This window comes from Rhizobium sp. BK379 (assembly GCF_014193955.1).
Classification (GTDB): Bacteria; Pseudomonadota; Alphaproteobacteria; order Rhizobiales; family Rhizobiaceae; genus Rhizobium.
In genome coordinates this window covers 112,320-139,133 of record NZ_JACIAD010000001.1, presented here as the reverse complement: position 1 = coordinate 139,133, position 26,814 = coordinate 112,320, and the positions used below count along the sequence as shown (strand labels likewise).

The 26,814-nt window shown below is 59.6% G+C and carries 29 protein-coding genes and 1 tRNA gene; 12 read left to right on the top strand and 18 right to left on the bottom strand.

What is annotated here, in order from left to right; translation table 11 throughout:
* Positions 1 to 47: 47 nt before the first annotated feature.
* From FHT93_RS00800 to FHT93_RS00780, 5 genes are all read right to left on the bottom strand, one after another.
* The gene (locus FHT93_RS00800; RefSeq protein WP_112968492.1) at positions 48 to 323 is read right to left on the bottom strand and encodes a hypothetical protein; all 276 of its coding nucleotides are present in this window, start codon (positions 321 to 323) and stop codon (positions 48 to 50) included.
* Positions 324 to 395: 72 nt separating this feature from the next.
* Positions 396 to 530, bottom strand: a complete 135-nt coding sequence (locus tag FHT93_RS35875) for a hypothetical protein (protein ID WP_281413499.1) — start codon at positions 528 to 530, stop codon at positions 396 to 398.
* Between the two features lie 103 nt (positions 531 to 633).
* Positions 634 to 2,115, bottom strand: coding sequence for an Asp-tRNA(Asn)/Glu-tRNA(Gln) amidotransferase subunit GatA (gene gatA / locus FHT93_RS00790; RefSeq protein ID WP_113013589.1), 1,482 nt, complete (start codon positions 2,113 to 2,115; stop codon positions 634 to 636).
* A gap of 60 nt (positions 2,116 to 2,175) precedes the next feature.
* A complete protein-coding gene (gene gatC / locus FHT93_RS00785) occupies positions 2,176 to 2,463 on the bottom strand; it encodes an Asp-tRNA(Asn)/Glu-tRNA(Gln) amidotransferase subunit GatC (protein ID WP_112545748.1) in 288 nt (95 codons plus the stop codon).
* 125 nt (positions 2,464 to 2,588) lie between these two features.
* Complete coding sequence (locus FHT93_RS00780; protein WP_112545749.1) at positions 2,589 to 3,293, bottom strand: metal-dependent hydrolase; 705 nt, start codon at positions 3,291 to 3,293, stop codon at positions 2,589 to 2,591.
* Positions 3,294 to 3,471: 178 nt separating this feature from the next.
* Here FHT93_RS00780 and ruvX point away from each other — a divergent pair, with 178 nt between their 5' ends.
* A complete protein-coding gene (ruvX, locus tag FHT93_RS00775) occupies positions 3,472 to 3,963 on the top strand; it encodes a Holliday junction resolvase RuvX (protein ID WP_112968495.1) in 492 nt (163 codons plus the stop codon).
* Here the strand turns inward: ruvX and FHT93_RS00770 are convergent.
* From FHT93_RS00770 to FHT93_RS00760, 3 genes are all read right to left on the bottom strand, one after another.
* Complete coding sequence (locus FHT93_RS00770) at positions 3,903 to 4,232, bottom strand: DUF6105 family protein (RefSeq protein ID WP_112545751.1); 330 nt, start codon at positions 4,230 to 4,232, stop codon at positions 3,903 to 3,905. The genes ruvX and FHT93_RS00770 overlap by 61 nt on opposite strands.
* Complete coding sequence (locus FHT93_RS00765; protein ID WP_183845901.1) at positions 4,229 to 4,402, bottom strand: hypothetical protein; 174 nt, start codon at positions 4,400 to 4,402, stop codon at positions 4,229 to 4,231. The genes FHT93_RS00770 and FHT93_RS00765 overlap by 4 nt, the downstream gene beginning before the upstream one ends.
* A gap of 120 nt (positions 4,403 to 4,522) precedes the next feature.
* Entirely contained in the window at positions 4,523 to 5,182 is a 660-nt protein-coding gene (locus FHT93_RS00760; RefSeq protein WP_112545752.1) for a TetR/AcrR family transcriptional regulator, read from the bottom strand.
* A 246-nt stretch (positions 5,183 to 5,428) separates the two neighbouring features.
* Here FHT93_RS00760 and map point away from each other — a divergent pair, with 246 nt between their 5' ends.
* The 5 genes from map (at position 5,429) to FHT93_RS00735 (ending at position 11,346) form a co-directional block, all read left to right on the top strand.
* Positions 5,429 to 6,265, top strand: a complete 837-nt coding sequence (gene map, locus FHT93_RS00755; RefSeq protein WP_183845900.1) for a type I methionyl aminopeptidase — start codon at positions 5,429 to 5,431, stop codon at positions 6,263 to 6,265.
* 8 nt (positions 6,266 to 6,273) lie between these two features.
* Positions 6,274 to 7,086 (top strand): DNA repair protein RadC, encoded by an 813-nt coding sequence (gene radC, locus FHT93_RS00750; RefSeq protein ID WP_112968496.1) that lies wholly within the window; start codon positions 6,274 to 6,276, stop codon positions 7,084 to 7,086.
* A 71-nt stretch (positions 7,087 to 7,157) separates the two neighbouring features.
* The gene (locus tag FHT93_RS00745; protein ID WP_112968497.1) at positions 7,158 to 7,748 is read left to right on the top strand and encodes a dual specificity protein phosphatase family protein; all 591 of its coding nucleotides are present in this window, start codon (positions 7,158 to 7,160) and stop codon (positions 7,746 to 7,748) included.
* 99 nt (positions 7,749 to 7,847) lie between these two features.
* Positions 7,848 to 9,254, top strand: coding sequence for a Si-specific NAD(P)(+) transhydrogenase (gene sthA, locus FHT93_RS00740; protein WP_112545756.1), 1,407 nt, complete (start codon positions 7,848 to 7,850; stop codon positions 9,252 to 9,254).
* Between the two features lie 310 nt (positions 9,255 to 9,564).
* On the top strand, positions 9,565 to 11,346 hold the full coding sequence (locus tag FHT93_RS00735) for a radical SAM protein (RefSeq protein ID WP_183845899.1): 1,782 nt from the start codon (positions 9,565 to 9,567) through the stop codon (positions 11,344 to 11,346).
* A gap of 564 nt (positions 11,347 to 11,910) precedes the next feature.
* Here the strand turns inward: FHT93_RS00735 and tig are convergent.
* The 4 genes from tig to FHT93_RS00715 form a co-directional block, all read right to left on the bottom strand.
* A complete protein-coding gene (gene tig, locus FHT93_RS00730; protein ID WP_113117152.1) occupies positions 11,911 to 13,404 on the bottom strand; it encodes a trigger factor in 1,494 nt (497 codons plus the stop codon).
* 187 nt (positions 13,405 to 13,591) lie between these two features.
* Positions 13,592 to 13,676: transfer RNA gene (locus FHT93_RS00725), tRNA-Leu, on the bottom strand.
* A gap of 154 nt (positions 13,677 to 13,830) precedes the next feature.
* Positions 13,831 to 14,421, bottom strand: coding sequence for a GDYXXLXY domain-containing protein (locus FHT93_RS00720; RefSeq protein WP_112968499.1), 591 nt, complete (start codon positions 14,419 to 14,421; stop codon positions 13,831 to 13,833).
* Entirely contained in the window at positions 14,418 to 15,536 is a 1,119-nt protein-coding gene (locus tag FHT93_RS00715) for a DUF2157 domain-containing protein (RefSeq protein WP_183845898.1), read from the bottom strand. Before FHT93_RS00715 ends, FHT93_RS00720 begins: the two co-directional genes overlap by 4 nt.
* A gap of 856 nt (positions 15,537 to 16,392) precedes the next feature.
* On the opposite strand from FHT93_RS00715, the gene FHT93_RS00710 reads away from it, so the two are divergent.
* The 5 genes from FHT93_RS00710 to trmFO all read left to right on the top strand — a co-directional run bounded on the left by FHT93_RS00710 (position 16,393) and on the right by trmFO (position 19,170).
* On the top strand, positions 16,393 to 16,539 hold the full coding sequence (locus FHT93_RS00710; RefSeq protein WP_112968501.1) for a DUF1127 domain-containing protein: 147 nt from the start codon (positions 16,393 to 16,395) through the stop codon (positions 16,537 to 16,539).
* 294 nt (positions 16,540 to 16,833) lie between these two features.
* Positions 16,834 to 16,977: a DUF1127 domain-containing protein gene (locus FHT93_RS00705; protein WP_112545790.1), complete on the top strand. Its 144-nt coding sequence runs from the start codon at positions 16,834 to 16,836 to the stop codon at positions 16,975 to 16,977.
* Positions 16,978 to 17,101: 124 nt separating this feature from the next.
* A complete protein-coding gene (locus FHT93_RS00700; RefSeq protein WP_112545761.1) occupies positions 17,102 to 17,341 on the top strand; it encodes a hypothetical protein in 240 nt (79 codons plus the stop codon).
* 4 nt (positions 17,342 to 17,345) lie between these two features.
* Positions 17,346 to 17,660, top strand: coding sequence for a hypothetical protein (locus tag FHT93_RS00695; RefSeq protein ID WP_183845897.1), 315 nt, complete (start codon positions 17,346 to 17,348; stop codon positions 17,658 to 17,660).
* Positions 17,661 to 17,736: 76 nt separating this feature from the next.
* Positions 17,737 to 19,170 (top strand): methylenetetrahydrofolate--tRNA-(uracil(54)-C(5))-methyltransferase (FADH(2)-oxidizing) TrmFO, encoded by a 1,434-nt coding sequence (gene trmFO / locus FHT93_RS00690; protein ID WP_183845896.1) that lies wholly within the window; start codon positions 17,737 to 17,739, stop codon positions 19,168 to 19,170.
* An 11-nt stretch (positions 19,171 to 19,181) separates the two neighbouring features.
* On the opposite strand, the gene FHT93_RS00685 is transcribed toward trmFO, so the two are convergent.
* From FHT93_RS00685 to yajC, 5 genes are all read right to left on the bottom strand, one after another.
* Entirely contained in the window at positions 19,182 to 19,649 is a 468-nt protein-coding gene (locus FHT93_RS00685) for a hypothetical protein (protein WP_112968504.1), read from the bottom strand.
* A gap of 69 nt (positions 19,650 to 19,718) precedes the next feature.
* Positions 19,719 to 20,567 carry a phytoene/squalene synthase family protein gene (locus FHT93_RS00680; protein ID WP_183845895.1) on the bottom strand — a complete coding sequence of 283 codons (849 nt, stop codon included), beginning with the start codon at positions 20,565 to 20,567 and terminating at the stop codon, positions 19,719 to 19,721.
* A gap of 2 nt (positions 20,568 to 20,569) precedes the next feature.
* Positions 20,570 to 20,956 carry an Mth938-like domain-containing protein gene (locus tag FHT93_RS00675; RefSeq protein WP_112545766.1) on the bottom strand — a complete coding sequence of 129 codons (387 nt, stop codon included), beginning with the start codon at positions 20,954 to 20,956 and terminating at the stop codon, positions 20,570 to 20,572.
* Between the two features lie 4 nt (positions 20,957 to 20,960).
* Positions 20,961 to 23,480, bottom strand: a complete 2,520-nt coding sequence (gene secDF / locus FHT93_RS00670; protein WP_183845894.1) for a protein translocase subunit SecDF — start codon at positions 23,478 to 23,480, stop codon at positions 20,961 to 20,963.
* A 43-nt stretch (positions 23,481 to 23,523) separates the two neighbouring features.
* Positions 23,524 to 23,871, bottom strand: a complete 348-nt coding sequence (yajC, locus tag FHT93_RS00665) for a preprotein translocase subunit YajC (RefSeq protein ID WP_112545768.1) — start codon at positions 23,869 to 23,871, stop codon at positions 23,524 to 23,526.
* 209 nt (positions 23,872 to 24,080) lie between these two features.
* Between yajC and FHT93_RS00660 the strand changes: the two genes are divergently transcribed.
* Complete coding sequence (locus tag FHT93_RS00660; RefSeq protein ID WP_183845893.1) at positions 24,081 to 24,953, top strand: ATP-binding protein; 873 nt, start codon at positions 24,081 to 24,083, stop codon at positions 24,951 to 24,953.
* Between the two features lie 98 nt (positions 24,954 to 25,051).
* Here FHT93_RS00660 and FHT93_RS00655 read toward each other — a convergent pair whose 3' ends face one another.
* Entirely contained in the window at positions 25,052 to 26,659 is a 1,608-nt protein-coding gene (locus FHT93_RS00655; protein ID WP_183845892.1) for a peptidoglycan DD-metalloendopeptidase family protein, read from the bottom strand.
* Between the last annotated feature and the right edge of the window lie 155 nt (positions 26,660 to 26,814).

Sequence of the window (26,814 nt, the reverse complement as noted above, 5' to 3'; positions counted from 1 at the left end):
ACAAAAGCCTGGCCGCGCGACGAGGTCTTCGCGCGGCCAGGACGGTTTCAAAGCTTTTCCGAAAGCTCTGCGCGGGTCGCCGTCCACTCGTCGGCGATCGTGCCGGCGCCGATCACCTTGCCGGCACGGCGATACCAGTAGCCTGCATTCCAGTCGTCACCTTCGACACGGTGACAAAGTGCATGCCCCCAGTCGAAGGGCTGTTCGCCCTCGTGGTTCTGGCAGATCTCATGAACTGCCTCCCACTCCGGCCCCATTTTGAAGCCTTTGGCAGCGAGGCGATCAAAGGCCTCGATCAACCGCGCAAGATCCTGTTTCGGCATGAGGCCCTCCCTGCAGAGTCGGCCCTCTATAGCAGGCGCCGCCTCAAAAACCGAGACGGCGCCTGCTTTTCCTCAATCGCGGAGATTGATGATGTCGTTCATCAATCCGCCCGTACCGTTGTGGACGGTCAGGTGACCAACCTTGCCGGCAATGGTTTCCAGGACTTCAAGCTCCTTCAGACACAGCATGACCGGGTTTTCAGCCATGACCTTCGCCGGTCCGACTCAACTGATCCTCAAATGCATCGGCAAAAGAGAAACGCCGACCATCTTGTGGCCGGCGTCTGCATTCTTTCGGATCGTTGGGCCATCACCACCATTTGGCGGCAGTGAACTTGCCTGCGGCCTGCTCGATGACATGAGCGGTCTTGAAGAGGGTTTCCTCGTCGAAGGCCTTGCCGATGAGCTGCAGGCCGAGCGGCAGGCCCTTGTGATCGAGGCCGGCGGGAACGGCGATGCCCGGCAGACCGGCCATGTTGACCGTCACCGTGAAGATGTCGTTGAGGTACATCTTGACCGGATCGGATGCGAGGTCCTCGTCGGCAACGCCGAAGGCCGATGACGGGGTTGCGGGCGTCAGAATGGCATCGACGCCGGCATCGAAGGCAAGTTCGAAATCGCGCTTGATCAGCGTGCGGACCTTCTGGGCGCGCAGGTAATAGGCGTCGTAGTAACCGGCCGACAGAACATAGGTGCCGATCATGATGCGGCGCTTGACTTCCTGGCCGAAGCCGGCAGCGCGCGTCTTCTCGTACATATCGACGATATCCTTGCCGTCGACCCGGAGCCCGTAACGCACGCCATCATAACGAGCGAGGTTCGAAGAGGCTTCGGCGGGAGCCACGATATAATAGGCCGGAAGGGCGTATTTCGTGTGGGGCAGAGAGATGTTGACGATCTCGGCACCAGCATCCTTCAGCCAGGCGATGCCCTGCTGCCAGATGGATTCGATTTCGTCGGGCATGCCGTCGACGCGGTATTCGTTCGGAATACCGATCTTCATGCCCTTCAGCGACTGGCCGATGGCGGCTTCGTAATCCGGAACCGGCAGGTCGACGGAGGTCGTGTCCTTGGCATCGACGCTCGCCATCGACTTCAACAGGATTGCAGCATCGCGCACGTCGCGGGCGATCGGGCCGGCCTGATCGAGCGAGGACGCGAAAGCAACCGTGCCCCAGCGCGAGCAGCGGCCATAGGTCGGCTTGATGCCGACGGTGCCTGTGAAGGCAGCCGGCTGGCGGATCGAGCCGCCTGTGTCGGTTGCAGTTGCACCTGCGCAAAGATGGGCGGCAACGGCTGCAGCCGAACCACCGGAAGAGCCGCCCGGAACGAGCTGCTGATTGGAGCCGGCGGCGCGCCAGGGGTTGATGACCGCGCCATAGTGCGAGGTTTCGTTGGAAGAGCCCATCGCGAACTCGTCCATGTTCAGCTTGCCGAGCATGACCGCACCGTCATCCCAGAGGTTCCGGGTCACGGTCGATTCATAACGGGGCTCGAAACCGTCGAGAATGTGGCTGCAAGCCTGGGTATGCACACCGACGGTGGCGAACAGGTCCTTGATGCCGAGCGGGATACCTTCGAGTTCGCCTGCCTTGCCGGCGGCGATCCGCTCGTCGGAATTCTTCGCCATGAGACGGGCGAGATCCGGCGTGACCTTGATGTAAGCGTTGAGATGAGCATTGGCCGCATCGATCGCCGAGATATAGGCCTCGGTCAGTTCGGTCGCGGTGATTTCCTTGGCGCGCAGCTTGCGGCGGGCTTCGGCAATGGTCAGGCTGGTGAGTTCGCTCATCGTGTTTTCGCTTCAGATCTGAAAATGGCAACAGGGTCGGAAAGAGGCGGATAAAGCGCCTTATTCGACGACTTTCGGCACCAGGAAGAAATTGTGGTCGGTGATCGGCGCATTGGCAACGACGTCCTCAGCCTTGTTGCCGTCGTTGACGACATCCGTGCGCTTCTTCATGTCCATCGGCGTTACCGAGGTCATGGCCTCGACGCCGTCGACATTGACTTCGGAGAGCTGCTCGACAAAGCCGAGGATACCATTCAATTCGCCGACCATGCGATTTGCCTCTTCTTCCGAGACGGCAATACGGGCAAGGCGCGCAACGCGCTTAACGGTGGCGAGGTCAACGGACATGGCATTCTCCGGATAGGAATTTTCCTATCGCTATAAAGACCATGTCCGTCCTGTGCAACGGGTTTGCCTTTTGGACAATGCAGAATTCCTGCCCTCAAACACCGCGGGATTTGAGGGCTAGCGCGTCAGAGCGACAGGCTTTCGCCGGGCTTCGGCGCCTTCACTTGCGTCTTGGAGGCTTCCATGCCGGCGATGAATTTTTCCGGCGTCTGGTCGATGATCGGGAAGGTGCCGTAGTGGCAGGGAATAGCCGTCTTGAAGTTGAAGTAGCGCTGGCAGGCAAGTGCGGCCACCGCGCCGCCCATGGTGAAGCGATCTCCGATCGGCACAATACCGATATCGGGCTGATGCAGTTCGTTGATCAGCGCCATATCCGAAAAGATGTCCGTGTCGCCCATGTGGAGGAGGCTCGGCTCATCGTCGAAATGCAGCATGAGGCCGTTCGCGTTGCCGAGCGAATGGGAAACGCCGTCTTCCGTCATCTGGGCCGAAGAATGCAGCGCGTTGGTGAAGGTGGCGGTGAAGCTGCCGAGCGAAACCGTGCCACCGGTATTGCCCATTTCCAGCTTTTCAACGCCCTTGGTCCCGAGCCAGGAGGCAAGATCGGCATTGGCGAGAACGACGGCGCCCGTTTCCTTGGCGATCGCTACGGTATCGCCGACATGGTCGCCGTGGCCGTGGGTCAGCAGGATGTGGGTAATGCCGTTGGTCACATTCTTGATATCCTGACCCTCGAAGGACGAATTATAGCTCAGGAAGGGATCGATCAGGATTTTGGCGGCTTTCGTCTCGATACGGAAAGCGGAATGCCCGAGCCAGATGATCTTCATGAAAAGTCTCCTTAATCACATGATACAAAAGCGATTTCCGGGACCAGAATGGTTTAACGTGGTTCCGGTTCGGAAAACCGTTTCGCACTTTTTCTGGAATTGCTCTAAGGACATAGCCGATATGGCCGCAAAGAAAAGCGGCGGGAACTTCAATTTCTCTTGACAGGATGACATGGCAATGACGGTGCTGACGATCGAGGAACTGGCCGGAATACTCGCCCCTGGGCAGGCGATCGCCGGCCTCGATCTCGGCACCAAGACGATCGGCCTTGCCATGTCCGATCTCGGACGCCGCTTTGCGACGCCGCGTCCCGTCCTCAAGCGGGAGAAGTTCTCCATCGATGCCGAGATCTTGCTGGGTTTTGCTGCAAAGGAAAAGGTCACAGCCTTTGTCATCGGCCTGCCGATGAACATGGACGGATCAGCGGGGCCGCGCGTACAGGCGACTCGGGCCTTCGTGCGCAACATGGAGCAGAAGACTGCCACACCCTTCGTTTACTGGGATGAGCGACTATCGACGGTGGCGGCAGAACGGGCCTTGCTGGAAATGGATGTCTCGCGGGCAAAACGGGCCGAACGGATCGATTCGGCCGCCGCAAGCTTCATCCTTCAGGGCGCGCTCGACAGGCTTTCCTTGCTGGCGAGATCGGCTGACGACACGGAGGCGTGACGCGCCTTCCACCAGGCGGAGATCTGGCCGCGCTTGCGGAAGCCCATGATGGCAAAAACGACGAGGCTGTCGACGGCGATGGCGCGGGCGACGAGCGGCGGGATTTCCTGCGGCGGCAGGCCGAGCGCCTTGCCGTAGATCTGGAAGGTCAGGTCATGGACCTGCCGCGTCAGCATGAAGATGCCGAAGTTCAGATCATAGTAGGAAAGCCAGTACCATCCCGCCAGGAAGACGATCGGACCGGCCCAGAAGATCAGAAACCACTTCATGCGGCCCCTCCTTCGTGCTTGCGCAGGACCGGCATATCAAGAGACACGAGCCAGACCGACGACGCCATGACGCAGAGTACGAGCGTGGGCACGGCGATATCCAGCGCCAGTACGGCGAAAAACATCATCGCCGCGACAAGCAACGCGGTTCTGGCTGCTCTGGTTCCCATCACTGAACTCGGGTCCACATTCGTTACATTTCTAATGTGGGCCACACTGGCGAGTTAACCAGCACCACGCAACGTAAACCAAATGTTAAGGTTAACGCGGGAGCGGAGGCTGTGAATAGCTCAGCCGTAGACGCCGCGCACCAGCCGCTTCAACGCGCCTGCCGCCTTCTCCCAGTCCTTGCCGTTCTTCAACACCAGGCCCGCGCACTGGCCGCCGGCAGCGGCCGAAAGCACGAGGTGCTGGATGGAAGCAAAGATCAGGGCATTGACGGCCGCGGTATCGACGCCCTTGGGCGGCATCAGCGAACCGCGCATGCGGTCGAGCCAGAGCCCCAGCGCTTTCGAACGCGCTTCGGAAAGGCGCTTCACCTGCTCGGTATTTTCCGAAACCTCCCAGGCGACGATACGGCGCATCAAGGGATCGTCACGCAGCGCTTCCAGGAAGAGCAGCGACAGCCGCTCCATCAGGTCGCCATAGGTCAAAAGGAACATGCCGCCGGTATCTTCGGGAATCCGGTCCTTGACCCAATTGCCGAGATCGGCGCCGATCGCCTCGACAAGACCGTCGAGACCGCCATAGTAGCGGTAGATGAGCTGCTTGTCGCAGCCGGCGCGGCGGGCGACGGCATTGATGCCGAAATTCTGGAAGCCCTCTTCGGCCAGCAGATTCTTTGCGGCTTTCAAGATAGCGCGCTCGGTGGCGCTTCTGTCGCGGATGCGCTTTTCAGGTTCAGCGGCACCCGTCTTTTCGAGCACGGCCACGGCAGTTTCATTCAGCATTCGGTCAACCCCGGTCTGTCACCAATCGGTGAGTAACAGTGGAATTTTCCGTCTACAATCCTATCTAATTGAGAAGACTGTGGATATTGATGATCCGCAGCCCTGTTGACGCTGGTGGGCGGCCCGGCGGCATTTTTCACCCGACATAACACGCCGAGAAATCTTGCCCATGCGGTTGATCGCGATGGACGAACCCGGCATAGCTGCATTATGAAAAGAGACGACAATTTCTGCTAAGGCCTTGCAATGGTGAATTATATCGAAGCCGCAACCGCGCCGCCGAAAAATACCGGCGCCATCAGGCTTTACGGCCCTGAAGCATTCGAGGGAATGCGCAACGCGTGCCAGTTGACCGCACGTTGCCTCGATGCGCTTGCCGATGTCGTCAAGCCGGGTCTTGCCACCAATGAAATCGACCGCTTCGTTTTCGAATTCGGCATGGATAACGGCGCCTATCCGGCGACGTTGAACTATCGCGGCTATACGAAATCGACGTGCACCTCGATCAACCACGTCGTCTGTCACGGCATACCCGACGACAAGCCGCTGCGCGAAGGCGATGTCGTCAATATCGACGTTACCTTCGTTGTGGACGGCTGGCACGGGGATTCGAGCCGGATGTATCCGGTCGGCCAGGTCAAGCGTGCGGCGGAACGGCTGCTGGAAGTGACCTATGAGTCCTTGATGCGCGGCATCGCTGCCGTCCATCCCGGCGCGCGCACCGGCGCGATCGGCGAAGCGATCCAGGCCTATGCGGAAGCCGAGCGCTGTTCGGTGGTGCGCGACTTCTGCGGCCATGGTGTCGGCCGCCTCTTCCACGATTCGCCAAACATCCTGCATTATGGCCGCGCCAATGAAGGGCCGGAACTGCGCGAGGGCATGATTTTCACCATCGAACCGATGATCAATCTCGGACGCCCGCATGTGAAGGTACTGGCCGACGGTTGGACGGCCGTGACGCGCGATCGCTCGCTGTCGGCGCAATACGAACATACGGTCGGCGTCACCGCCAATGGCTGCGAAATCTTCACGCTTTCGCCCGCCGGCCTCGACCGGCCGGGCCTGCCGCCATTGAACGGGTGACGCTGTCCATGGCGAAGGCGCCTGCTCCGCAGTCTGGCGACGAACTGCCTTTCGATACGGACGAGGACATTGTCACTGATGAACGAGCGTTTTTCGGACAGCCGGCAAAGGCGGCCGCTTCTACCAAAAAGGCCGCCCTGCCCGCCAAGGAAGAACATTATCACGGCCATCGCGAAAGGCTGCGCAGCCGTTTTCGAGAGCACGGCGATACGGCGCTCGTCGATTACGAAATCCTCGAACTCCTGCTTTTCCGACTGATCCCGCGCCGCGACACGAAACCCATTGCCAAGGCGTTGATCGACCGCTTCGGATCGCTTGCCGGCGTCTTCGGCGCACCGGCCGCACTGCTGCAGGAGGTCAAAGGCGTCGGAGAGGCTGTGGCACTGGATCTGAAGCTGATATCCACCATCGGCCATCGCGCCCTTAAGAGCGAGCTTCGGGGCAAGCAGGTGCTCTCCTCGTGGTCGTCGGTCATCCAGTATTGTCACGCGGCTATGGCGCATGAAACGCGCGAGCAGTTCCGCATCCTGTTCCTCGACAAGCGCAATGCGCTGATCGCCGACGAGGTGCAGGGACGCGGAACCGTGGATCACACACCCGTCTATCCACGCGAGGTCGTGAGGCGGGCGCTGGAGCTTTCCGCAACGGCGCTCATTCTCGTGCACAACCACCCCTCGGGCGACCCCACACCATCACGCGCCGATATCGACATGACGAAGATGATCATCGATGCTGCGAAGCCGCTCGGCATCGCCATCCACGATCACATCATCATCGGCAAAGATGGACAAGCAAGCCTCAAAGGGCTGCGCCTGATATAAGACTGCGACCAAGGCATGAAAAAGCCATCTTGGCGTTCTCCAAGCTGAACGACTGAAACAGGATGGGAATTATGGGCATTTCTCCTGGTCGCTTGTACGCGCCGCCAAGCCTTCGATCGCTGATACGGCTGACACTTTTGCTGCTTGTCGTAACCGGCCTCTATCTCGGTTACCTGCAGCTTTCGACGAATGTGCATGCGGTCGTCGATGGCCAGGTATACCGCTCCGCCCAGCCCTCCCCCGCGAAGCTTGGCGAACTCGTCAAGGAATACGGCATCAAATCCGTACTGAACCTGCGCGGCGACAGCAGCGGCGAGGCCTGGTACGACAACGAGATCGCCGCGGCAAAGGGACTCAATGTCCAGCATATCGATTTCCGTATGTCGGCGACAAAGGAACTCTCCGTCGAGGAAGGGCGCCAGCTGATGGCGATCATGGCCGCTGCACCCAAGCCGTTGCTCATCCACTGCAAGGCCGGCGCTGACCGTACGGGGCTGGCTTCGGCGATCTATGTCGCCGGCGTTGCCAAGGAAGGAGAGATGGCGGCGGAGTCGCAGATCTCGCTGACCTACGGCCATCTGTCGCTTTTCTTCATCGGCGCCTATGCAATGGATCGCACATTCGAGCGGCTTGAGCCGATGTTCGGCTTTCTGAACTCCTAAACTGTACCGGAAATAGAAACTGTAACATTGACCGGCTACCGATGAACGCGCGACATTTCGCGTCGCAATATGATTCCAATTCCAGTTCGGGGCTAAAGGATGTTCCAGTACGATCTCGTGGTAGTGGGCAGCGGCCCGGCAGGGCGCCGTGGCGCAATCCAGGCTGCAAAACTCGGCAAGAAAGTGCTGGTCATCGAGGCGGGAAAACGCGTCGGTGGCGTCTCGGTCCATACCGGTACGATCCCCTCGAAGACGCTGCGCGAAACCGCACTCAATCTTTCCGGCTGGCGCGAGCGCGGCTTTTACGGCCGCAGCTACCGCGTCAAGCAGGAGATCAGCGCTGAAGACCTGCGCCGACGCCTGCTGATCACACTCGACCACGAAGTGGAAGTGCTCGAACATCAGTTCGCCCGCAACCGCGTGCAGCACATTCGCGGCAAGGCAAGCTTCGTCGATGCCAATACTCTGCAGATCATCAAGGACGACGGCGACACAATGACGGTGACTGGCGCCAGCATCCTGCTTGCCGTCGGCACCAAGCCGTTTCGGCCTGATTACATGCCCTTCGACAACAAGACCGTGCTCGATAGCGACGAGCTGCTTGATATCGAGGAACTGCCACGCAGCATGGTCGTCATCGGCGCCGGCGTCATTGGTATCGAGTATGCAACGATCTTTTCGGCGCTGGATACGGCCGTTACCGTCATCGATCCAAAATCGACCATGCTCGACTTCATCGACAAGGAAATCATCGAGGATTTCACCTATCAGCTGCGCGACCGCAATATGAAGCTGCTGCTCGGCACGAAGGCCGAGAAGGTCGAGCGACTTGAGACAGGCAAGGTGCAGCTGACACTCGACAGCGGCCGGCATCTCGTGACCGACATGGTGCTTTTCGCCGCCGGGCGCATGGGCGCCACCGATACACTCAACCTGGAGGCCATCGGCCTCGAAGCCGACAGCCGCGGACGCCTGAAGGTCAATCCCGAGACGTTCCAGACATCCGTGCCTAACATCTATGCCGCCGGCGACGTCGTCGGCTTCCCGAGCCTTGCCTCCACCTCGATGGAACAGGGCCGCATCGCAGCGCGCGTCGCCATCGGTGCCGTCGCCAAGGAGCCGCAAAAGTATTTCCCCTACGGCATCTATGCCGTACCGGAAATTTCGACCTGCGGCCTGACGGAAGAGGAGATGAAAGAACGCGGCATTCCCTATGAATGCGGCATCGCCCGTTTCCGCGAGACATCACGCGGCCATATCATGGGCCTTGAGACCGGTCTGCTGAAGCTGATCTTCTCGCTGAAGACGCGTCGCCTGCTTGGCGTGCACATCGTGGGCGAAGGTGCGACGGAACTGGTGCATATCGGCCAGGCTGTGCTGAACTTGAAGGGCACAGTCGAATATTTCGTCGAAAATACCTTCAACTATCCGACGCTTGCCGAAGCCTACAAGATCGCCGGTCTCGATGCCTGGAACCGGATGGGCGATATAAAATCCGAACTTTGAGAACGCAAGACGGAGACCAACCACGTTAGCATCGAGGTGTGACATCCCCGCATCTGCAGGCCTTTTCTCGATGACGCTAACATGTGCACATCCTGTGGTAGTCTGATATGAGGCCTGCAAACTGCCTATATCCTATGTCAAAAGATATTGGTAAAGTTCGAGCTGTTCGCACCGGGGGTCGTTCTATTGCGTTTTGTCTGTTGCCTTCCCAAGTATGGTGCGCGCCTTTCGACAGCATGAAATCCATGTCTTAGACTAGCCTGCGACGCCACCAAGGACCGGTCCGCAGCCAAAAACGAAAGATAATATTTTGGCCCACATTTCAGAGACTGCTCGCAGGCGGTTTCAACTTATCCTGATAAAGCCGTCGCACTATGATGACGACGGCTACGTGATCCGCTGGTGGCGGGCGATGATTCCCTCCAATTCGCTGGCGGCCATTTACGGGATCGCCGCTGACTGTGCCGAGCGGCAAATATTGGGCGCCGATACGGCAATCGACATTACCGTCATCGACGAGACCAATACGCGCATCGACTTCGCAGCGATCCTGGCGCAGTTCAAACGCAACGACAATTTCGGAATGATCGCGCTGATCGGCGTCCAATCCAATCAGTACCCCCGCGCACTCGACATCGCCCGCCCCTTCCGCGATGCCGGATTGCCGGTTTCGATGGGTGGCTTTCACATCTCGGGATGCCTGTCGATGCTCGACGGCGACGCGATCGGCCTCGAGGAATGCCGCAAGATGGGTATTTCCATGTTTGCCGGCGAGGCCGAGGGGCGGCTGGAGATGGTGCTGCGCGATGCAGTAGCCGGCGAACTGAAGCCACTCTACAATTTCATGAACGACCTTCCCGGCATCGGCGGCACGCCGGTGCCCTTCCTGCCGAAGGACAATATCCAGCGCACGCTCGGCCTCAGCACCAGTTTCGATGCCGGCCGCGGCTGCCCCTATCAATGTTCCTTCTGCACGATTATCAACGTGCAGGGCCGCAAGTCGCGTTTTCGATCCGCTGACGATGTCGAACGGCTGGTGCGGATGAACTGGGCGCAGGGCATCCATAAGTTCTTCATCACCGACGACAACTTCGCCCGCAACAAGGATTGGGAAGCGATCTTCGACCGCCTGATCGAACTCAGGGAAAAGGATGGCATTCCGCTCGGCCTGATGATCCAGGTGGACACGCTCTGCCACAAGATCCCGAACTTCATCGAAAAGTCGAAACGCGCCGGCGTCACCCGTGTCTTCATCGGCCTGGAAAACGTCAATCCTGATAATCTGACCGCCGCCAAGAAGAACCAGAACAAGATCACCGAATATCGCAAGATGCTGCTGGCCTGGAAGGCACAGGGCATCATGACGCTTGCCGGCTATATTCTGGGCTTCCCGGCCGACACGCCGGAATCGATCCGCCGCGATATCAAGATCATTCAGGAAGAGCTGCCGCTCGACGTCATCGAATTCTTCGTTCTGACGCCACTGCCCGGCTCCGAGGACCATCAGGTTCTCTGGAAGAAGGGCGTCGAGATGGACGCCGATCTCAATATCTACGATGTCGAGCATGTCTGCACGGCTCATCCGAAGATGAGCAAGAAGGAGTGGGAAGATATCTATCAGGAGGCCTGGCCGCTCTACTACTCGCCTGAGCATATGAAGACCCTGCTGCGGCGCGGCGCGGCAACCGGCATCAAGCTCAGCAGCCTCGTCAAGGTTCTCGTCTCGTTTGCGACAACCGTGCCGCTCGAGAACGTTCATCCGCTGCAGAGCGGCCTTGTTCGCCTGAAGCATCCTTCGGAGCGCCGCCCCGGCCTGAAGCGCGAGCATCCGCTGCTGTTCTGGCCGCGCTTTGCCTTCGACACCGCCCGCAAGCATCTCTCCCTTGCCGGCACGATCATCAAGCTTAGCATTTCGGCTTTCTTTATCGCCCGCGATGTCGCTGCCAAAAGCTACATGGACAAGGCTCTGACACCCGTTGCCGATGATGACGAAGATGTTCTCGACCTCTTCACAAAGACGGCTGGTGGCACCGCTGCCGTCAGCCATATCAAGAAGGTCGCCGAACTGACCCACTCACGCAAGGCTGTCTAGAGTACCGTGCGTCCATCCGGACGCACCAGGGGTGCTTTGTCTCGTTGAACCAACCATTGAGCTTCCCGAGAATCGACTCCGATTTTCGGGCCGGCGTGGTAATAGCGACGATTGAGCGATCGAGAGAGAACGGCCACGTGATCTCGTGGCAGCGACGTGACGTCAATCTGCCGCCCGACCCCATTCTTAAGTTAATGGCGGTCGCGTCCTGCCTCAGCCTCTATATCATCCAATCGGCAAAGCAAAGGCGCGCTGTTGTTCGTCCCAGCATCTCGTCGCCCCAATAGGCTCGCGGAGTGCGGCGGCCGGCGATATTCACAGCGCTGCGTATTCAGATGCGGTCACGCGCCGCCTGCCGACACCAAACTGAATTGGCTATCACTCGTTGCCAAACAAGCCGAAGCCGTAAGAATCCGACTTTTGTTCTGGCTCAAGCAATTTGAATGATCTGGCCAGCCTCGGCCATTTGCAGAGTATCCAGGAATTCGACGATCTTGACACGATCAAAAAGAAAAGGCCCCGCACGTCGGCGGGGCCTTTCGAATTTCAGTCCGGAAAAACCGATTACTCGGCGCTATCCTCGGAAGCCTTCTTCTTCGGAGCAGCCTTCTTCTTCGGAGCAGCTTCTTCGCCTTCAGCAGCGTCTGCAGCAGCTTCCGTCTTGGCGGCAGCCTTCTTCTTCGGAGCAGCCTTCTTGGTGTCAGCCTTTTCAGAAGCTTCGCCTTCTTCGTCGGCGAGCAGTTCTTCCTTGGTCACCTTCTTGTCGGTGACGTCGATTTCGGTCAGCAGGTGGTCGATGACCTTTTCTTCGAAGATCGGAGCGCGGATCGAGGCGGCGGCACCCGGCTGGCTGCGGAAGAACTCAAGGATCTGCTTTTCCTGGCCCGGATACTGGCGCAGCTGTTCGTAGACCGCGCGCTGCATTTCGTCTTCGCTTACTTCGACGCCGGCCTTTTCGCCGATTTCGGAGAGAACGAGACCGAGGCGAACGCGGCGCTCGGCGAGCTTCTGGTACTCTTCGCGAGCCTTCTCTTCGGTCGTGTCTTCGTCTTCGAAGGTCTTGCCGGACTGGGCGAGGTCATTGCTGACCTGGTTCCAGATGCCATTATATTCGGCTTCGACGAGCTTGGACGGGGTTTCGAACTTGTACAGTTCGTCGAGCTGGTCGAGGATCTGGCGCTTCAGCTTCTGGCGCGTCAGCGAACCGTACTGGGATTCGATCTGGCCGCGGACGATTTCCTTGAGACGGTCAGCCGATTCGAGACCGAGCTTCTTGGCAAGTTCGTCGTTGATTTCAACGTCGGCCGGAGCAGCAACTTCCTTGACGGTGACGTCGAAGGTGGCTTCCGCGCCAGCGAGGTTCTTGGCCGGATAGTCGGCCGGGAAGGTTACGTTGATGGTCTTCTCATCGCCAGCCTTGGCGCCGACGAGCTGGTCTTCGAAGCCCGGGATGAAACGGCCGGAACCGAGAACCAGTTCAGCGTCCTGATCGGTGCCGCCGTCGAAGGCAACGCCGTCGACCTTGCCGACATAGTCCATCTTGACGCGGTCGCCGTTGGCGGCCTTGCCCTTCTTTTCGGCATAGTCGCGGGCGCTTTCAGCGACCTTGAGAACCTGCTCGTTGACTTCGTCGTCGGAGATGTCAACGACTTCGCGCGTGACCTTGATGCCCTTGTTGGACTTCAGTTCGATCGGCGGGAGAACTTCGTAGGAGAGCGTGAACTCAAAATCCTGCTGGGCAGCGAGGATCTTTTCGACCTCGGCCTGGTCTTCCGTCATATCGATTTCCGGCTGGGTCGCCGACTTTTCACCACGGCTCGACAGGATCTGCGTCGGCTGGTCGCGGACGATCTCGTTGACGAGGTCGACCATGATGGACTTGCCATAAACCTTCTTGAGGTGAGCGGCCGGAACCTTGCCCGGACGGAAGCCGTTGATGCGAACCTTGTCCTTCACGTCGGCAAGGCGCTCGTTCAGCTTGTTTTCCATGTCCTTGGCCGGGATAACGACCTTGATTTCGCGCTTCAGCCCTTCAGCGAGCGTTTCGGTAACCTGCATGTCTTCCTACCTTCATTTCCGTGGCGGCCGTGCCCAGACGCCGTTCGTTTCGGTGAGCACGACGCCGGCCAACTGCCGCGCGTGGCTTTTTCTCAATTCCTGTTCGTTCCGCCTTAAGCGGAACTGCACTCGCTTTCCGGGTATCCGGGACAACCGAGTTCCAGTCCTCCCGCCCTGCAAGGCAGCTTGGTGCGGGTAGAGAGACTTGAACTCCCACGCCTTGCGGCACCAGAACCTAAATCTGGCGTGTCTACCAATTTCACCATACCCGCGTTCGCAAAACCGCATGCATATGCCTGCGCATGAGGCCTTCCGGAGCGCGGCGTCTCTATAACACCCGATTTAGAACAGGCAAAGGAAAAATGAACGGCAAATGACAGGGATTTTCGGCCAAAATCGCATCGTTCCCGCCAGCCATGCCGGCTCTCAATAGAGAGGCTCTTCATAGGCCGGCTTGCCGTCCACGACGAGGCTACGGATCTGCGCTGCACCGGAGGAGGAAACGCTGGCGGCGATCGAAACGACGCCCTCGTTGCGGGCCTCCTCCAGCGGCTTGCCTTCGCCTTCCGGCACGTAATAGCGCTCTATCCCGTATTCGACGCGGATGGTTTCGCCGCTACCGGGACCATAGCTATAGAAAGGCAGGCTGCGCAGGACGACTGTATCCGATGCCGCCGGCAATTCGGCGAATGACGATTCGACAATGCCCCAGAATCCGTCGGGCTGGCGTTTGAGGCGCACCCACAGGGTCTGCTCGCCGGCTTCCGCCGGAATGCCGCCGGTGACTGTCGAGACAGGGACCGACGATATGTCGTAGTTCAGCACGACGTAGTCGCCGCGCAGGAAATCGCGCGGATCAACCGGAGCCGTCTTCAGCAAGACTTCGGTACCGCTTGCGAGGATAGAGGCACGGCTCTGGATAATGTAGCCGAGGATCAGCGTCTGCAGGCCCGCGACGAGGATTGCGGCAACAAGATAGAAGCGACCGGTTTGCAGTCTTGCGAAGGCCAAGCTCATGCGCGTTCCTCCCCTGCCTCGACGGATCCTGGCCCAGACGCGAAGCGCCTTTCCAGACGGATGACGACCCAGGCCACGGCAGCGACCACCAGGCCCGAGAAAAGGAAGAGGCTCGACGTGCCCAAGATCGTGCCAACCGTTACCGAGGCGAGGTACAACATCTCGGCGGCGAAAGCGCCGTAGGCCAGATAGCGCACCGCTCCATTATCCCGGCCATGGAGCACGAGCGCCACAATGGCGGCAGCCAGTGTCAGCAGGCCGATCACCACCATACGTCCGCCTTCATCCATTTCGATATGGAGCAGGAGCAACCCCATGAGGGCGACGAGGAAACTATAGAAGGCCGGGGCTGCACCCGCGGTTCTGACGAGCGAGGAAATCGGGCGGACGGGCAAGGCAGTCAGCAAGAAGGCCAGCATGCCGAGAACGGCGAAGACGATCGCCACGGATATTTCCTCCGTCATCATATAAAGCCATGCGAGCCAGCCGACCACCAGCAGATAGGCGAGATGGCGCGCCCGGGCAGCGCCTGTGAAGCGCACGAGCCCGATGATGACAGCCGCCATGACAAGCGGCGCATAAGGACCGAAGCCGAACCAGCGCGTGTCGAAATTCTCGAGGTAGACGGCAAAGGAGGCCCAGGAGAGAAAACCTGCGACTACGGTCACGGCGGCCGAGCGGAAAAGGATGGCTGAAACGGTCGCAACGGCGAACCAGAGATACATGACCACCTGTTCGTCGCCGGAGAGATGATACATCTGGCCGGTGAGCGATATGGCACCGCCGAAGCTCAGCGCACCGATAATGAGCAGGCCGCTCGCCGTCGCCTGCGCCCCGCGCATAAGAAGGAGTGCAGCGCCGATGTGCACCGCCCAGATGAGCGCCAGCATCAGGCCGACACGAACGAGGCGCGGGATGTACTCCCAGTTCGAAGCGACAAGAAGCAAAAGGGCAGCTCCGAGCAGTAGGGCCGCCAATCCCATCAGCACGCGACCGAGGCTGAAACTTGCCGGACGCGCGTCGTATTCGGCCAGCAGCGTCCTGGCCGTTCCTTCCTCAAGAAGCCCCTTCTCCACCCAGAGAGAGAAATCCCGCTCCAACCTGCCGCGATACATGCCCTACCCCGCATCGACCCGCCAATTTCGGCTTCTGCATTTATAGCGCAGGATCGCCGCACGGAAATGCCGGTATTTCAAAAGTACAAGTTCCTCACTGGTCTAAATTGGATCAGGCATTAACGAAACACTAACCGCACCATTGCTAATATACGACCATTACAAAGAGGCATGCATGAACCGCATAGCCCTCATGAATATATTGCACTGCAAAATCATCAAAAGTCATACTATTTAGCTTGATATCGAAGCACGGGGATGGCGCCCCGGCCCGGATTTCCGGATGCCTGCGGACCATATATCCGTGACGAGATTCGCAGATGCGCACTCCTCCTCCCAGCGCCCTGCGATAGACTGGCAACACTCCTCCTCCCAGTTGCCAGTCACCATCATGACGCCCACCGGATCCTCCCCCGGTGGGCGTTTTGTTTAACGTATGGTTAAACGATTAGCATCCTGACTTCTCGGGCTTTCACGAGAATCATCGTCAAGCGTTCGTTAAGCACGGTCGGCAAAGCGGGGCGGGCAGCATCGACGCCGATACGCAGCGATCTGGTGTCACGGATTTTCAGGACGGCGTTCCCGGGAGAAAAGACTTCCCGCAAGCAGGCACGCGGACCAAATATCAATTCGCAAAAGCCGGGTGATCAGCGAAAAATCATTCTGCCTATTCATTGACCAGAAAATGGCCAAAGCTTGTAAATCACAGCCAGAGCTCTGCGAATCATGCATAGGTGGATTGAAATGTTGTCTCTGTTAGTTCTTCGCGGCGCAACATATATTCTGGTCATCAAATAGAGGTCAGCGCCGAAGAGATGGCTGCTGGCAGGATCAAGCCCTAGGAAAGGGGATTAACATGAACTTCTCTCGCTCTTTCAATAACTGGCGCAAGTATCGTCAGACCGTTACTGAACTCGGCCGCATGACCAACCGCGAATTGCATGACCTCGGTATCGACCGTTCGGACATCCATCGCGTTGCTCGCGAAGCTGCCACCCGCTAAGTACAGGTAATCGCTGCTCCTCCCAAGCAGATTGCCTTCCCAAAACGCCTGCTGCTCCCGCAGCGGGCGTTTTCTTTTTGCGCACTACACTCGCTGCCGCAAAGGTTGCGAAAGTGTTAATTTCTGGCGCGCTCAAAAATCGCGCGCTGCATAATTTGCGAGCATCAGACTGCACATTTGCATAGCAGACGCCTTTTATTTGCACTGCACAAAAAGCGGGACCTCGACTATATAGATGTCAACCGCAGCAACGGCGATACCCGCCGCCTGCACAAGACATCCGAGGAAAAAACCATGAACCCGATCCGCATTGCAAAGAGCTGGATTAGCTACCGCCGTACGCTCAACGAACTTGGCAACCTGTCCAACCAGACGCTCGCCGATATCGGTGTGAGCCGTTACGACATCCGCGGCATCGCATCCCGCTCGTTCCGCTAAGAAAGCGGACGAACCATTCCCCAAGACGGCGCCATCAGGCGCCGTTTTCGTTTTTGGGCCTTGCTCCTTCTTTGTCGGAACCCTAGCGCCTTCCGTCAGTTCTCCTTCACGAAAGGAGACCAACATGGCAAATCAGCTCAATGCAGGCTTTACCGGCCAGCCCGCGAACAAACCCGAAGGTATCCGAAAGGCCGCGTCGAACACCGCCTCCGCGGTCAAGCGAGAAGTACAGGCCGTCGCAACGGGCGCGGCCGATCATCCCCACACTGCCAGCTCGGTCGTTGTCGGTATCGGCGTGCTGGCTTTCAGCATCGGCTATCTGCTCGGCCGCCAATCCGTCGAGACCAGCCGTTTCTGGAGGTGATACCTTGACCAGAACCTTTCTCGAAAAAGCAACTGACGATGCGCGGGCAGAAGACAGCCCGGCAGCCGACGCTCGCCGGCGTGAGATTGCCGACGAAACTGCCCGTGCGATGGATGCCCGGCGTAAGGACGGCGGAACACCGAAGGGTGAAATAGACACTTTCGGCGAGCACGCGGAAGAAATGGCTCCCGATGATCTCCCAAACCTTGCTGCACAACGCGAAGCGGTGCGGGAACATGGCGATGCCTACGTCGTCGCTGCCGATCTCGAAGATGCCGACCAGCGCGAAGCGTCGCCCGGAACGCGAGAGCAGGACTGACCAGCTTGCGGCGGCGCCGGGCACCGTTTTCGATTCTATTGTTGGATCGCATGTCCCGGCGTGATATCAGCCGCCAATGACCAATAATTCCTCCTATTCCCCCATTCATGTCATTGGCGGCGGACTAGCCGGCTCTGAGGCCGCGTGGCAGATCGCCCATGCGGGCGTTCCGGTGATCCTGCATGAAATGCGCGGCGTGCGCGGCACGGATGCGCACAAGACCGATGGACTTGCGGAACTCGTCTGTTCCAACTCCTTCCGCTCGGATGATGCTACCAGCAACGCCGTCGGCGTCATCCATGCGGAAATGCGCATGGCCGGTTCGCTGATCATGGCGTCGGCTGACAAACATCAGGTGCCAGCAGGCGGCGCACTGGCTGTCGATCGTGATGGCTTCTCTGATGCCGTGACCAAGGCAATCCACGAGCATCCGCTGATCACCGTGGTGCGTGAAGAGGTTTCGGGCCTGCCGCCGCAGGAATGGGATCAGACGATCATCGCCACCGGTCCACTGACGGCGGCATCGCTTGCAGGCGCCATCCAGGCGGAAACGGGCGAAGATTCCCTTGCGTTCTTCGATGCCATCGCACCGATCGTCTACCGTGACAGCATCGACATGGATATCTGCTGGTATCAGTCGCGCTATGACAAGGTCGGCCCCGGCGGCACCGGCAAGGACTATATCAACTGCCCGATGACCGAGGAGCAGTACAATGCATTCGTCGACGCGTTGATTGCCGGCGATGCGGTCGGTTTCAAGGAGTGGGAGGGCACGCCCTATTTCGACGGCTGCCTGCCGATCGAGGTGATGGCCGAGCGCGGACGCGAGACGCTGCGCCATGGACCGATGAAGCCGATGGGCCTTACCAATGAGCACAATCCGACGGTGAAAGCCTATGCCGTCGTGCAGCTGCGCCAGGACAATGCGCTCGGCACGCTCTACAATATGGTCGGGTTCCAGACGAAGCTGAAATATGGTGCCCAGGCAGAGATCTTCCGGCTGATCCCGGGCCTCGAGAATGCCGAATTCGCGCGGCTCGGCGGCCTGCATCGCAACACCTACATCAACTCGCCGACTTTGCTCGATCCATCACTGATGCTGAAATCGCGCCCGGGCCTGCGGTTTGCCGGTCAGATCACCGGCTGCGAAGGCTATGTGGAAAGCGCAAGCGTCGGTCTGCTGGCAGGCCGCTTTGCCGCGGCAGAACGCAAGGGCGAGCCAGTTTCCCTTCCGCCAGCTACAACGGCGCTTGGCTCGCTGCTCGGGCACATTACTGGCGGCCATCTCGTCACCGACGAGGAGCCGGGCAAACGCTCGTTCCAGCCGATGAACATCAATTTCGGTCTTTTTCCGGAATTGCAGCCGGGCTCGATCGTCAAGCCAGAAGGCGTCAAGCGCTTCCGCGGCAAGGACAAGACGATCATGAAGCGACAGTTGATTGCCAAGCGGGCGCTTGCAGATTGCGCCGCCTGGCTGGGTCAGGACATCAAGCTCGCCGAAAGCGCCTGAAATTACTGCGGCTAATGCCCGTTTGCCGCTGAGGTATTCGGCGCGGACAATTCCTTATCCGGCTCGGCAACATAGTTGCCGAGCAGCCATAACGAGACCTCCGACGCCTCCTTGGCCGAGGTGAACTCGTAGGTGCCGTTGTGAGAGGGTGCATTGACAAATTCGATGTTCAAACCCCTGCCCGTTTCGGAAGCAAGGACGCGCACCGTTCCCGGCTCGATCAAATGGCAAGCGAAATGGCGCGACATGTTGCGCATGAAACCAGCCTTGTTGTCATGCAGGCGTACGAAGACGGCCTGACCGTCAACGGTCGCCTGGAGCTGGCGGATTGCTTCGTTGGGGAAAGCCCGGCCGAATTCGATGATGGCAAGGCCCGTATCGTGCAGGCCATCTTCCTTGTTCTGAGCAGCCATGCGAGTCGCCACGAAGGCGAAGAAGATGACGATGGCGAAAAGAACGCACCAGACGATAATGCCCACGCGGATTCTCCGTTTAGAATGGGGTTACGCCTGACATAACGCACGAGACTTGCGCGAGTTTGACCGTTGTCAGATTTTCTTGCGCATGCCGGCAAATGCCATGCGCATCTGACGCCGCCATTGCGGCTCCTGAAGCGCGGCCTCCAGAACGGCGGCACCGCGCTTCTGCGCCTTCATCAGTACAGGTTCCGCAAGCACAGCAGGCAGGAAGGCGGGCAGGACCGATGGCGGCAGGACGGACGCCCTCGCCTTCGCAAGGTGATCGCGACCAAGCCCGGCAAGAGCTTCGATGGCCGCAGAGATGCGCGGCTTGTCCTCGCCAGCCAAAAAAGTCTCCCGGTCGAGACCTGTCGCGGACAGGATTTCAAGCGGGATATAGACCTGACCGCGGCGTTGATGGAGCGGCATCAGGAGTAGCATGCCTGAAATAGCCTGCGCCACACCGGCATGACCGGCGGCATCGGCGGATTTCATCGCCTCGTCAGGGGAAAGGATGAGGCCTGCAAGCTGGATGAGCGCCGAGGCCGTTTCACCCGCATAGCCCTCCAGCGAGGTACGGCTCTCCATCGGGTCGTCATAGAGATCGAAAATCCGGGCCTCTATCATGTTGACGAGCGTCTGGCGTGGCAGCCGGTGCGCCTCGACGGCCGAAAGAAGGGCTGCCGCGAGCGGATTGGCCTCGGTCGAACCGTGTGCATTGCCTTCCAGGAGATCGCGCCAATATTGCATGCGGATTTCGCCGGGCAGCGGTTCGTGCACGAGGTCGCGGATGCGGGCGAGCTCGGCATTGAAGGCGTAGAGGGCGGCGAGCGCACCGCGCTTGTCATCAGGCGACAGCAGGCAGGCGAGGTAACGGTCGCGATCGGTGTCGCGCAGCATCGCCAGGCTGATATCCTGGTTCGTCCTTGTATCGCTCATGTTCAGACTGCGATCAGGGCGGCGGCGACGGCACGCTGCTCGGAGAGCATGATATTGAAGGTTCGCACGGCGGCACCCGTGCTCATCGGGTCTGAGGAGATACCGCGCGCCTTGAGCGCGGCACGCAACTCTGCAGGCAGGCGTCGAAGCTCCGTGCCGGTGCCGACCAGCAGCACTTCAATATCGGCCGCCTCATCGAGCACCTGGCGGAAATTCTCGACCGACAGAGGCTTCGTCATATCCATGTCCCAACCGTGAATGCCCGACGGCAGGCAAAGGATGGAGCCGCGATGCGACATATCCGCAAAACGGAAGCCACCATTGCCATAGGTGTCGATGGGAGCGCGGCCCGGGAAATGGGCGTCGCGGATTTCAATGCCTTTTGCCATATGCCTATACCGCCGGCTTGCCGGATTTCATGCTGATATCGCCCTCGTCCTCGCCATCGCTCTCCCGGCGCAGCCGGAAGATGATGAGAACTGGCGCCGCTATATAGATGGAGGAGAATGTTCCAAGCGCAACGCCGAAGAGCATGGTGAATGTGAAGGAGCGAATGACGGCACCGCCGAAAATATAGAGCGCAAGCAGCGCCAGCAGGGTCGTGGCGGCCGTCAGGATGGTGCGCGACAGCGTCTGGTTGATTGCCGCATCGATCAGGATCGGCAGCGGCATCTTCCTGTAGCGCTTCAGATTTTCGCGCATGCGGTCGTACACGACAACGGTGTCGTTCAGCGAATAGCCGACGACGGTCAGAAGCGCTGCGACACTCGTCAGATTGAACTCCATCCCACTGAGCACGAAGAGGCCGAGCATGATGATGACATCGTGCAGCGTCGCAACGATTGCGCCGACCGCAAACTGCCATTCGAAGCGGATCCAGATATAGATTAGGATTGCGAATAGCGAGGCAAGGATGCCGACCGTCGCCAGCATCGTCAATTCACCGGAAACGGAGGGGCCGACGACCTCGACACGACGGAAATCGTAGTCCTCGGCCAGTTCGCCGCGAATGAACGTTGCGACTGACTGCTCGGCATTCTCGCCGCCATCCTGCGAGCCGACACGGATGAGGGCGTTGGTGGCATCGCCGATGCGCTCGACGCGCACCGGTCCGAGGTTCAGTTCGTTCAGACGGGCGCTCAGATCGGCAATATCGGCATTGCCCTGCTTCGCCTTGACCTCGATCAGCGAACCGCCGGTGAAGTCGATACCGAGCTGCAGGCCGACCGTTGCGAAGGCGAGCATTGCGGCGATGCAGAGCGCTGCAGATGCCGTGAAGACATAGCGGCGAATGCCCATGAAACGAATATTGGCGTGCTCGAACAGCCCGGTCAGCGCAGTCTTCGGCAGATGGCGCGGATTGAGCCTTGCAAGCCAGGCGGCCACCAAGCCGCGCGTCAGCGTGAAGGCGGTCAGGATGGTTGTGAGAATGCCGACGGCGAGCGTCACAGCAAAGCCGCGGATGGATTCACTGCCGACGAAAAACAGAATGACGGCGGCGATGAAGATCGTTACATTGGCATCGACGATGGTTGAAAAGGCGCGCGAGAAGCCGCGCTCGACCGCCTGTGCGAAAGCCGTATGCGGTACCCTCTCCTCTTCGCGAATGCGCTCATAGATCAGAACATTGGAATCGACTGCCATGCCGACGATCAGGACGAGGCCGGCAATACCCGGAAGCGTCAGTATCGCGCCGGCAACACTCAGCACCGCGACGATCAGCACCAGATTGAAGGCAAGCGACACGACTGCGATGATGCCGAGCATGCGATAGAGCGCTATCATCAGCGCTGCGACAAGCACGACGGCGACGATACCGGCGATCAGGCCGGAGAAAACAGATTCAGAACCAAAGAGCGGACTGACGGTGCGCTCTTCCACTGACGTCAGCGTCGCCGGCAGCGCACCGGCCCGTAGCATGACGACAAGATCCTGAACGCCCTCCTCCGAGAAATTGGCTGATATCTCGCCGTTTCCATCTGAAATCGGTGCTTCGATGACCGGGTTTGCCATGACCTGATCGTCGAAGACGATGGCAAGATGTTTTCCGACATTGGCCGTCGTTGCCTGAGCCAGACGTTTTGCCGCCTCGGCATTCAGCTTGTAGACAATCGCGCTGTCCTGGGTCTGCGGATCGGTCTTGCTATCGACTTCGGCAAAATCGGCACCTGTAGCGATTACCGTGCGATCGACGAGATAGGGAACCGGCGGGTCATCCAGAGAATACAGCACCTGCGACGTCGCGGGCCAACGGCCGGCAAGCGCCTGCTGGCCGGTCATGCTCTCATCGATGAGGTGAAACGAGAGTGCTGCAGGTTCGTTCAGCAGGTTCTTCAGCCGCTCGGCATCGACGGAGCCCAGCACCTGCACGGCGATGCGATCGTCACCATCAGGACGAACGGTGAAATTCTCTTTGCCGAAACCGGCGATCCGGCGGGCGACGATATCGAGCGAGCGGGTCTGCGCTGCGAGCGTGTCAGCATCGATCGCCTTGTCGGAGATCTGCAGCGTCAACTGACCATCATTGTTCTGCTGCAGCGAGACGTCGGCCGATGTCAGCGACTTCAGGAGATCGGCTGCGGGCTGCAACTGGGCCATATCGGTGACCTTGACCGTCACCGTCTGCGCGGTACCGGCGAGCCCCGTATAGCGGATGTTGGCGCCGCGCAGCTTGTCGCGAACGCTGGCAACCGTGGCCTCCAGCCGATCCCGGACAATGTCGGAGCGTTCGAGGCGCAGTACGATGCGGGAACCGCCCTGCAGATCGAGACCAAGGGTGACGCGGTCCTGACGAACCCAGTTGGGCAGGGAGGAGAGCTGCGCCTGGCTTAAAAGATTAGGCGCAGCGACGACAACAGCCGCAATCGCGACCAGCCAGATCAGAAGTGTTTTCAAGCGGGAAAAATGGTGCATTCTCTCGACTATCTTCCGATCCGGCGGGTGTTGCTATCGCATGTTATGCAGCGTCGGCCTTGACCGGCTCGCCCTTGACGCGGATTTCGGAAATACCGGTGCGGACGATGCGCACGCGCACGCCTTCGGCGATTTCAACTTCGACTTCCTTCTCGTCGACGACCTTCGTGACCTTGCCAACGAGGCCGCCGCCGGTGACGATCTGGTCGCCGCGACGGATCGCCTTCAGGGTTTCCTCACGCTTCTTGGCCTGCGCCCGCTGCGGGCGGATGAGCAGGAAATACCAGACTACCATCAGCGGCACGAACAGGATGATCATTTCGAGGCCTGAGCCGCCGAAAGCGCTCGTAGCGTCGGTTGCGCTCTGGGCAAATGCCGGGGTGATAAACATGCTAAGCTCCTCAGGCTGTGGGCGGCGGAACCCCGCCTCTCTTTTCAGGTCGCCGGACTATAGTTGCAGCCTTGATGAATGCAACAAAAACAGCCGGAAAGCGTACCGATTCCGCTGCCTCATAACCTTTCCGCTGTGGAAAGGCCATGCTACCCGGCATCAAAAAAACGAAAGCGGATGATCGCTGCAATCTATGAAGGAGGCACCCGATGGCCGAGGAAATCAATAGCGTTCTGCTTCAGGAGCTGAAGAGGCTTGCGGATGCAGTCGAACGGCTAGCCGGCGCCCCACCTGCCGCCAATGATTGGACCGCCGCCAACTGTTTCGTCTGGTCCCCTGCCCGCCAGTATCTGCAGCCTGTCAAGCGCCCCAACCGCGTGGCGTTGAAGCTCATCCGCGGCGTCGATCACGTGCGCGATATCCTGCACGAAAACACGGTGCGCTTTGCCGAGGGTTACGCAGCCAACAACGTGCTGCTCTGGGGCGCCCGCGGCATGGGCAAGTCCTCGCTCGTCAAGGCCGTGCACGAAGATGTGCGTCTCGAAAGCGGCGTATCGCTAAAGCTCGTCGAGGTGCATCGCGAAGATATTGCCAGCCTGCCGACGCTTCTTGACCTCCTCAAGGATACGCCGCACCGTGTCATCGTATTCTGTGACGATCTTTCCTTCGATCACGACGATACCGCCTATAAGTCGCTCAAGGCGGCGCTTGACGGCGGCGTGGAAGGGCGTCCGGACAATGTGCTCTTCTATGCGACCTCCAACCGGCGCCATCTCTTGCCGCGCCACATGATGGAGAACGAGCAGTCGACGGCCATCAACCCATCCGAAGCCGTGGAGGAGAAGGTTTCACTCTCCGATCGCTTCGGCCTGTGGCTCGGCTTCCACAAATGCAGCCAGGAAGATTATCTGGCGATGATCGATGGCTATGCCGAATACTTCAAGCTTGGCCTCGAGCGCGAGAAGATGCATGCCGAGGCGCTGGAATGGGCGACCACCCGCGGCGCCCGCTCCGGCCGTGTCGCATGGCAGTATATCCAGGATCTGGCCGGCCGCATGCGCATCCATCTCGACCGCGCTTGAGCACGACCTGGCGGCACAGCTGAAAGACGACAAAAGCCCGGCTGCTGGCCGGGCTTTTGCACATTCCTGAAACGCTCTACCTGCTCAGGAAGTATTCTCTACTCAAGGAATGTCATCGGGTTGACCGGGGACGCATCCTTGCGAACTTCGAAGTGCACCTGCGGCTGCTTGACGTTGCCGCTCATGCCCGACACGGCAACCGTCTGGCCGCGCTGGATCTTCTGGCCACGCGTGACGCTCAGCGTATCGGCATTGCCGTAAACCGTGACGGTGCCGTCGTCGTGACGGACGAGAACCGTGTTACCGAGCTCCTTCAGACCGTTGCCGGCATAAATGACCACGCCGTTTTCAGCAGCCTTGATCGCCGTGCCCTGCGGAACCGAGATATCGATGCCGTCGTTGCGGCTGCCGTTGACGTTTGCACCGTAGGCCGCGATCACCTGTCCGCGAACCGGCCAGCGATACTTGCCGATGCCGGTTGCTTCGGGCGCGGCAGCACTGACATCGGACTTCTTCTCGACATCATCGACCGTCTGTGTCGCGGCAGGAGCCTTGTAAGGCGCCGGCTGTGCGGAGGCCGTCTGGACCGGAGCTGCAGCCGGCTGGGCGGGCTTCACCTGCTCCACCTTCTGGGCCGGGATGGAGGCCGTCTTGATCGTGTCGGCCGAGGCTGTGCCATTCGGAATCTTCAGCTCCTGCCCGATGCGGATCGAGCTTGCCGACAGATTGTTGGCCGCCTTGATATCGTCGATGTTGGCACCCGTCGCCTTGGCGATCTTGGCAAGCGAGTCGCCCTGCTTGACCGTGTAGGTACCGGCGCCACCGTTCGGGTTCTTGCCGCCGCCTGCAGGAGCCTTGCTTGTCGGATCGGCGCTTGCGACAGCCTTATCGCGAGCCGAGTTGGCACCCGGAACGACAGCGACTTTCTGTTCCTGGCCCTTCGTCGGCTGCGGCAGGTTGCCGGGCTTGGACAGATCGGCGGACTGGGCCGCGGCCTTGGCGGGATTGTTGCCGCCATTGAAGGTCGGGATGAGGATCGCCTGGCCGGGCTGCGCTGCGGAAGCCGTCTTCAGATTGTTGACGCGGAGAATTTCTTTTTCCGGAACGCCAAACCGGCGTGAAAGCACCGCGATGTTTTCACCGGGACGCAGCGTGACGGAAGGCGCATTGGCCGCCGACCAGCCCGAGACTTTCGGCGTCGTGCCCGTCGTCAGTGTATCGGCAGCATCCCTCGGAGCATTCACGCCTGCCGGGGCGATGCGATCAGGCTTCGGAGCCGACGGGAACGGCTGAGCGAGAGCGACATTCCTTTCCTGCTGCCGGGGAGAAACGGACCCAGCACTCGGCGGCGCGAGTTCGGTGCGCTGAACAGAAACCGGTGCGGATGCCATCCGTGCGGGGGAAGTGGCAACCGGATCATAGCTCGGACGGCCCGGATAGGGCTGGTTCATCGCACCATTCTGAGCGTAGGCCGGCTGCACGGCCGAACCACCGAGATCGGCGCGCGGCACCGGGTCGCCCTGCGGCCCGTTGAAACCCCTGCGCGGGATCGAATTCGTCGTCATCTGATCCTGCCCGGAGGAGGAAAACAGACTGCCGAAACGTGTTACATCGGAGCTGCAGCCTGTTGCTGCACTCGCCAGCAAGGTGACGACCAGAAGATTGCCGGCCGATTTCCCGAACTTCGGCGAAAGACTGAAACGCATGACTCGACCCACTTAGAACGCAACCATTTGTGAGTCTATTAAAGCGCGTTAGTGTTACCATGCGGTTAAGGCGCTGGAATCAGTGCTATATTTTTGAGAACTTGATAACCATAAGTTTGCGGGCAAAAAATCATAGCCCGCAGGGCTTTGCGGTC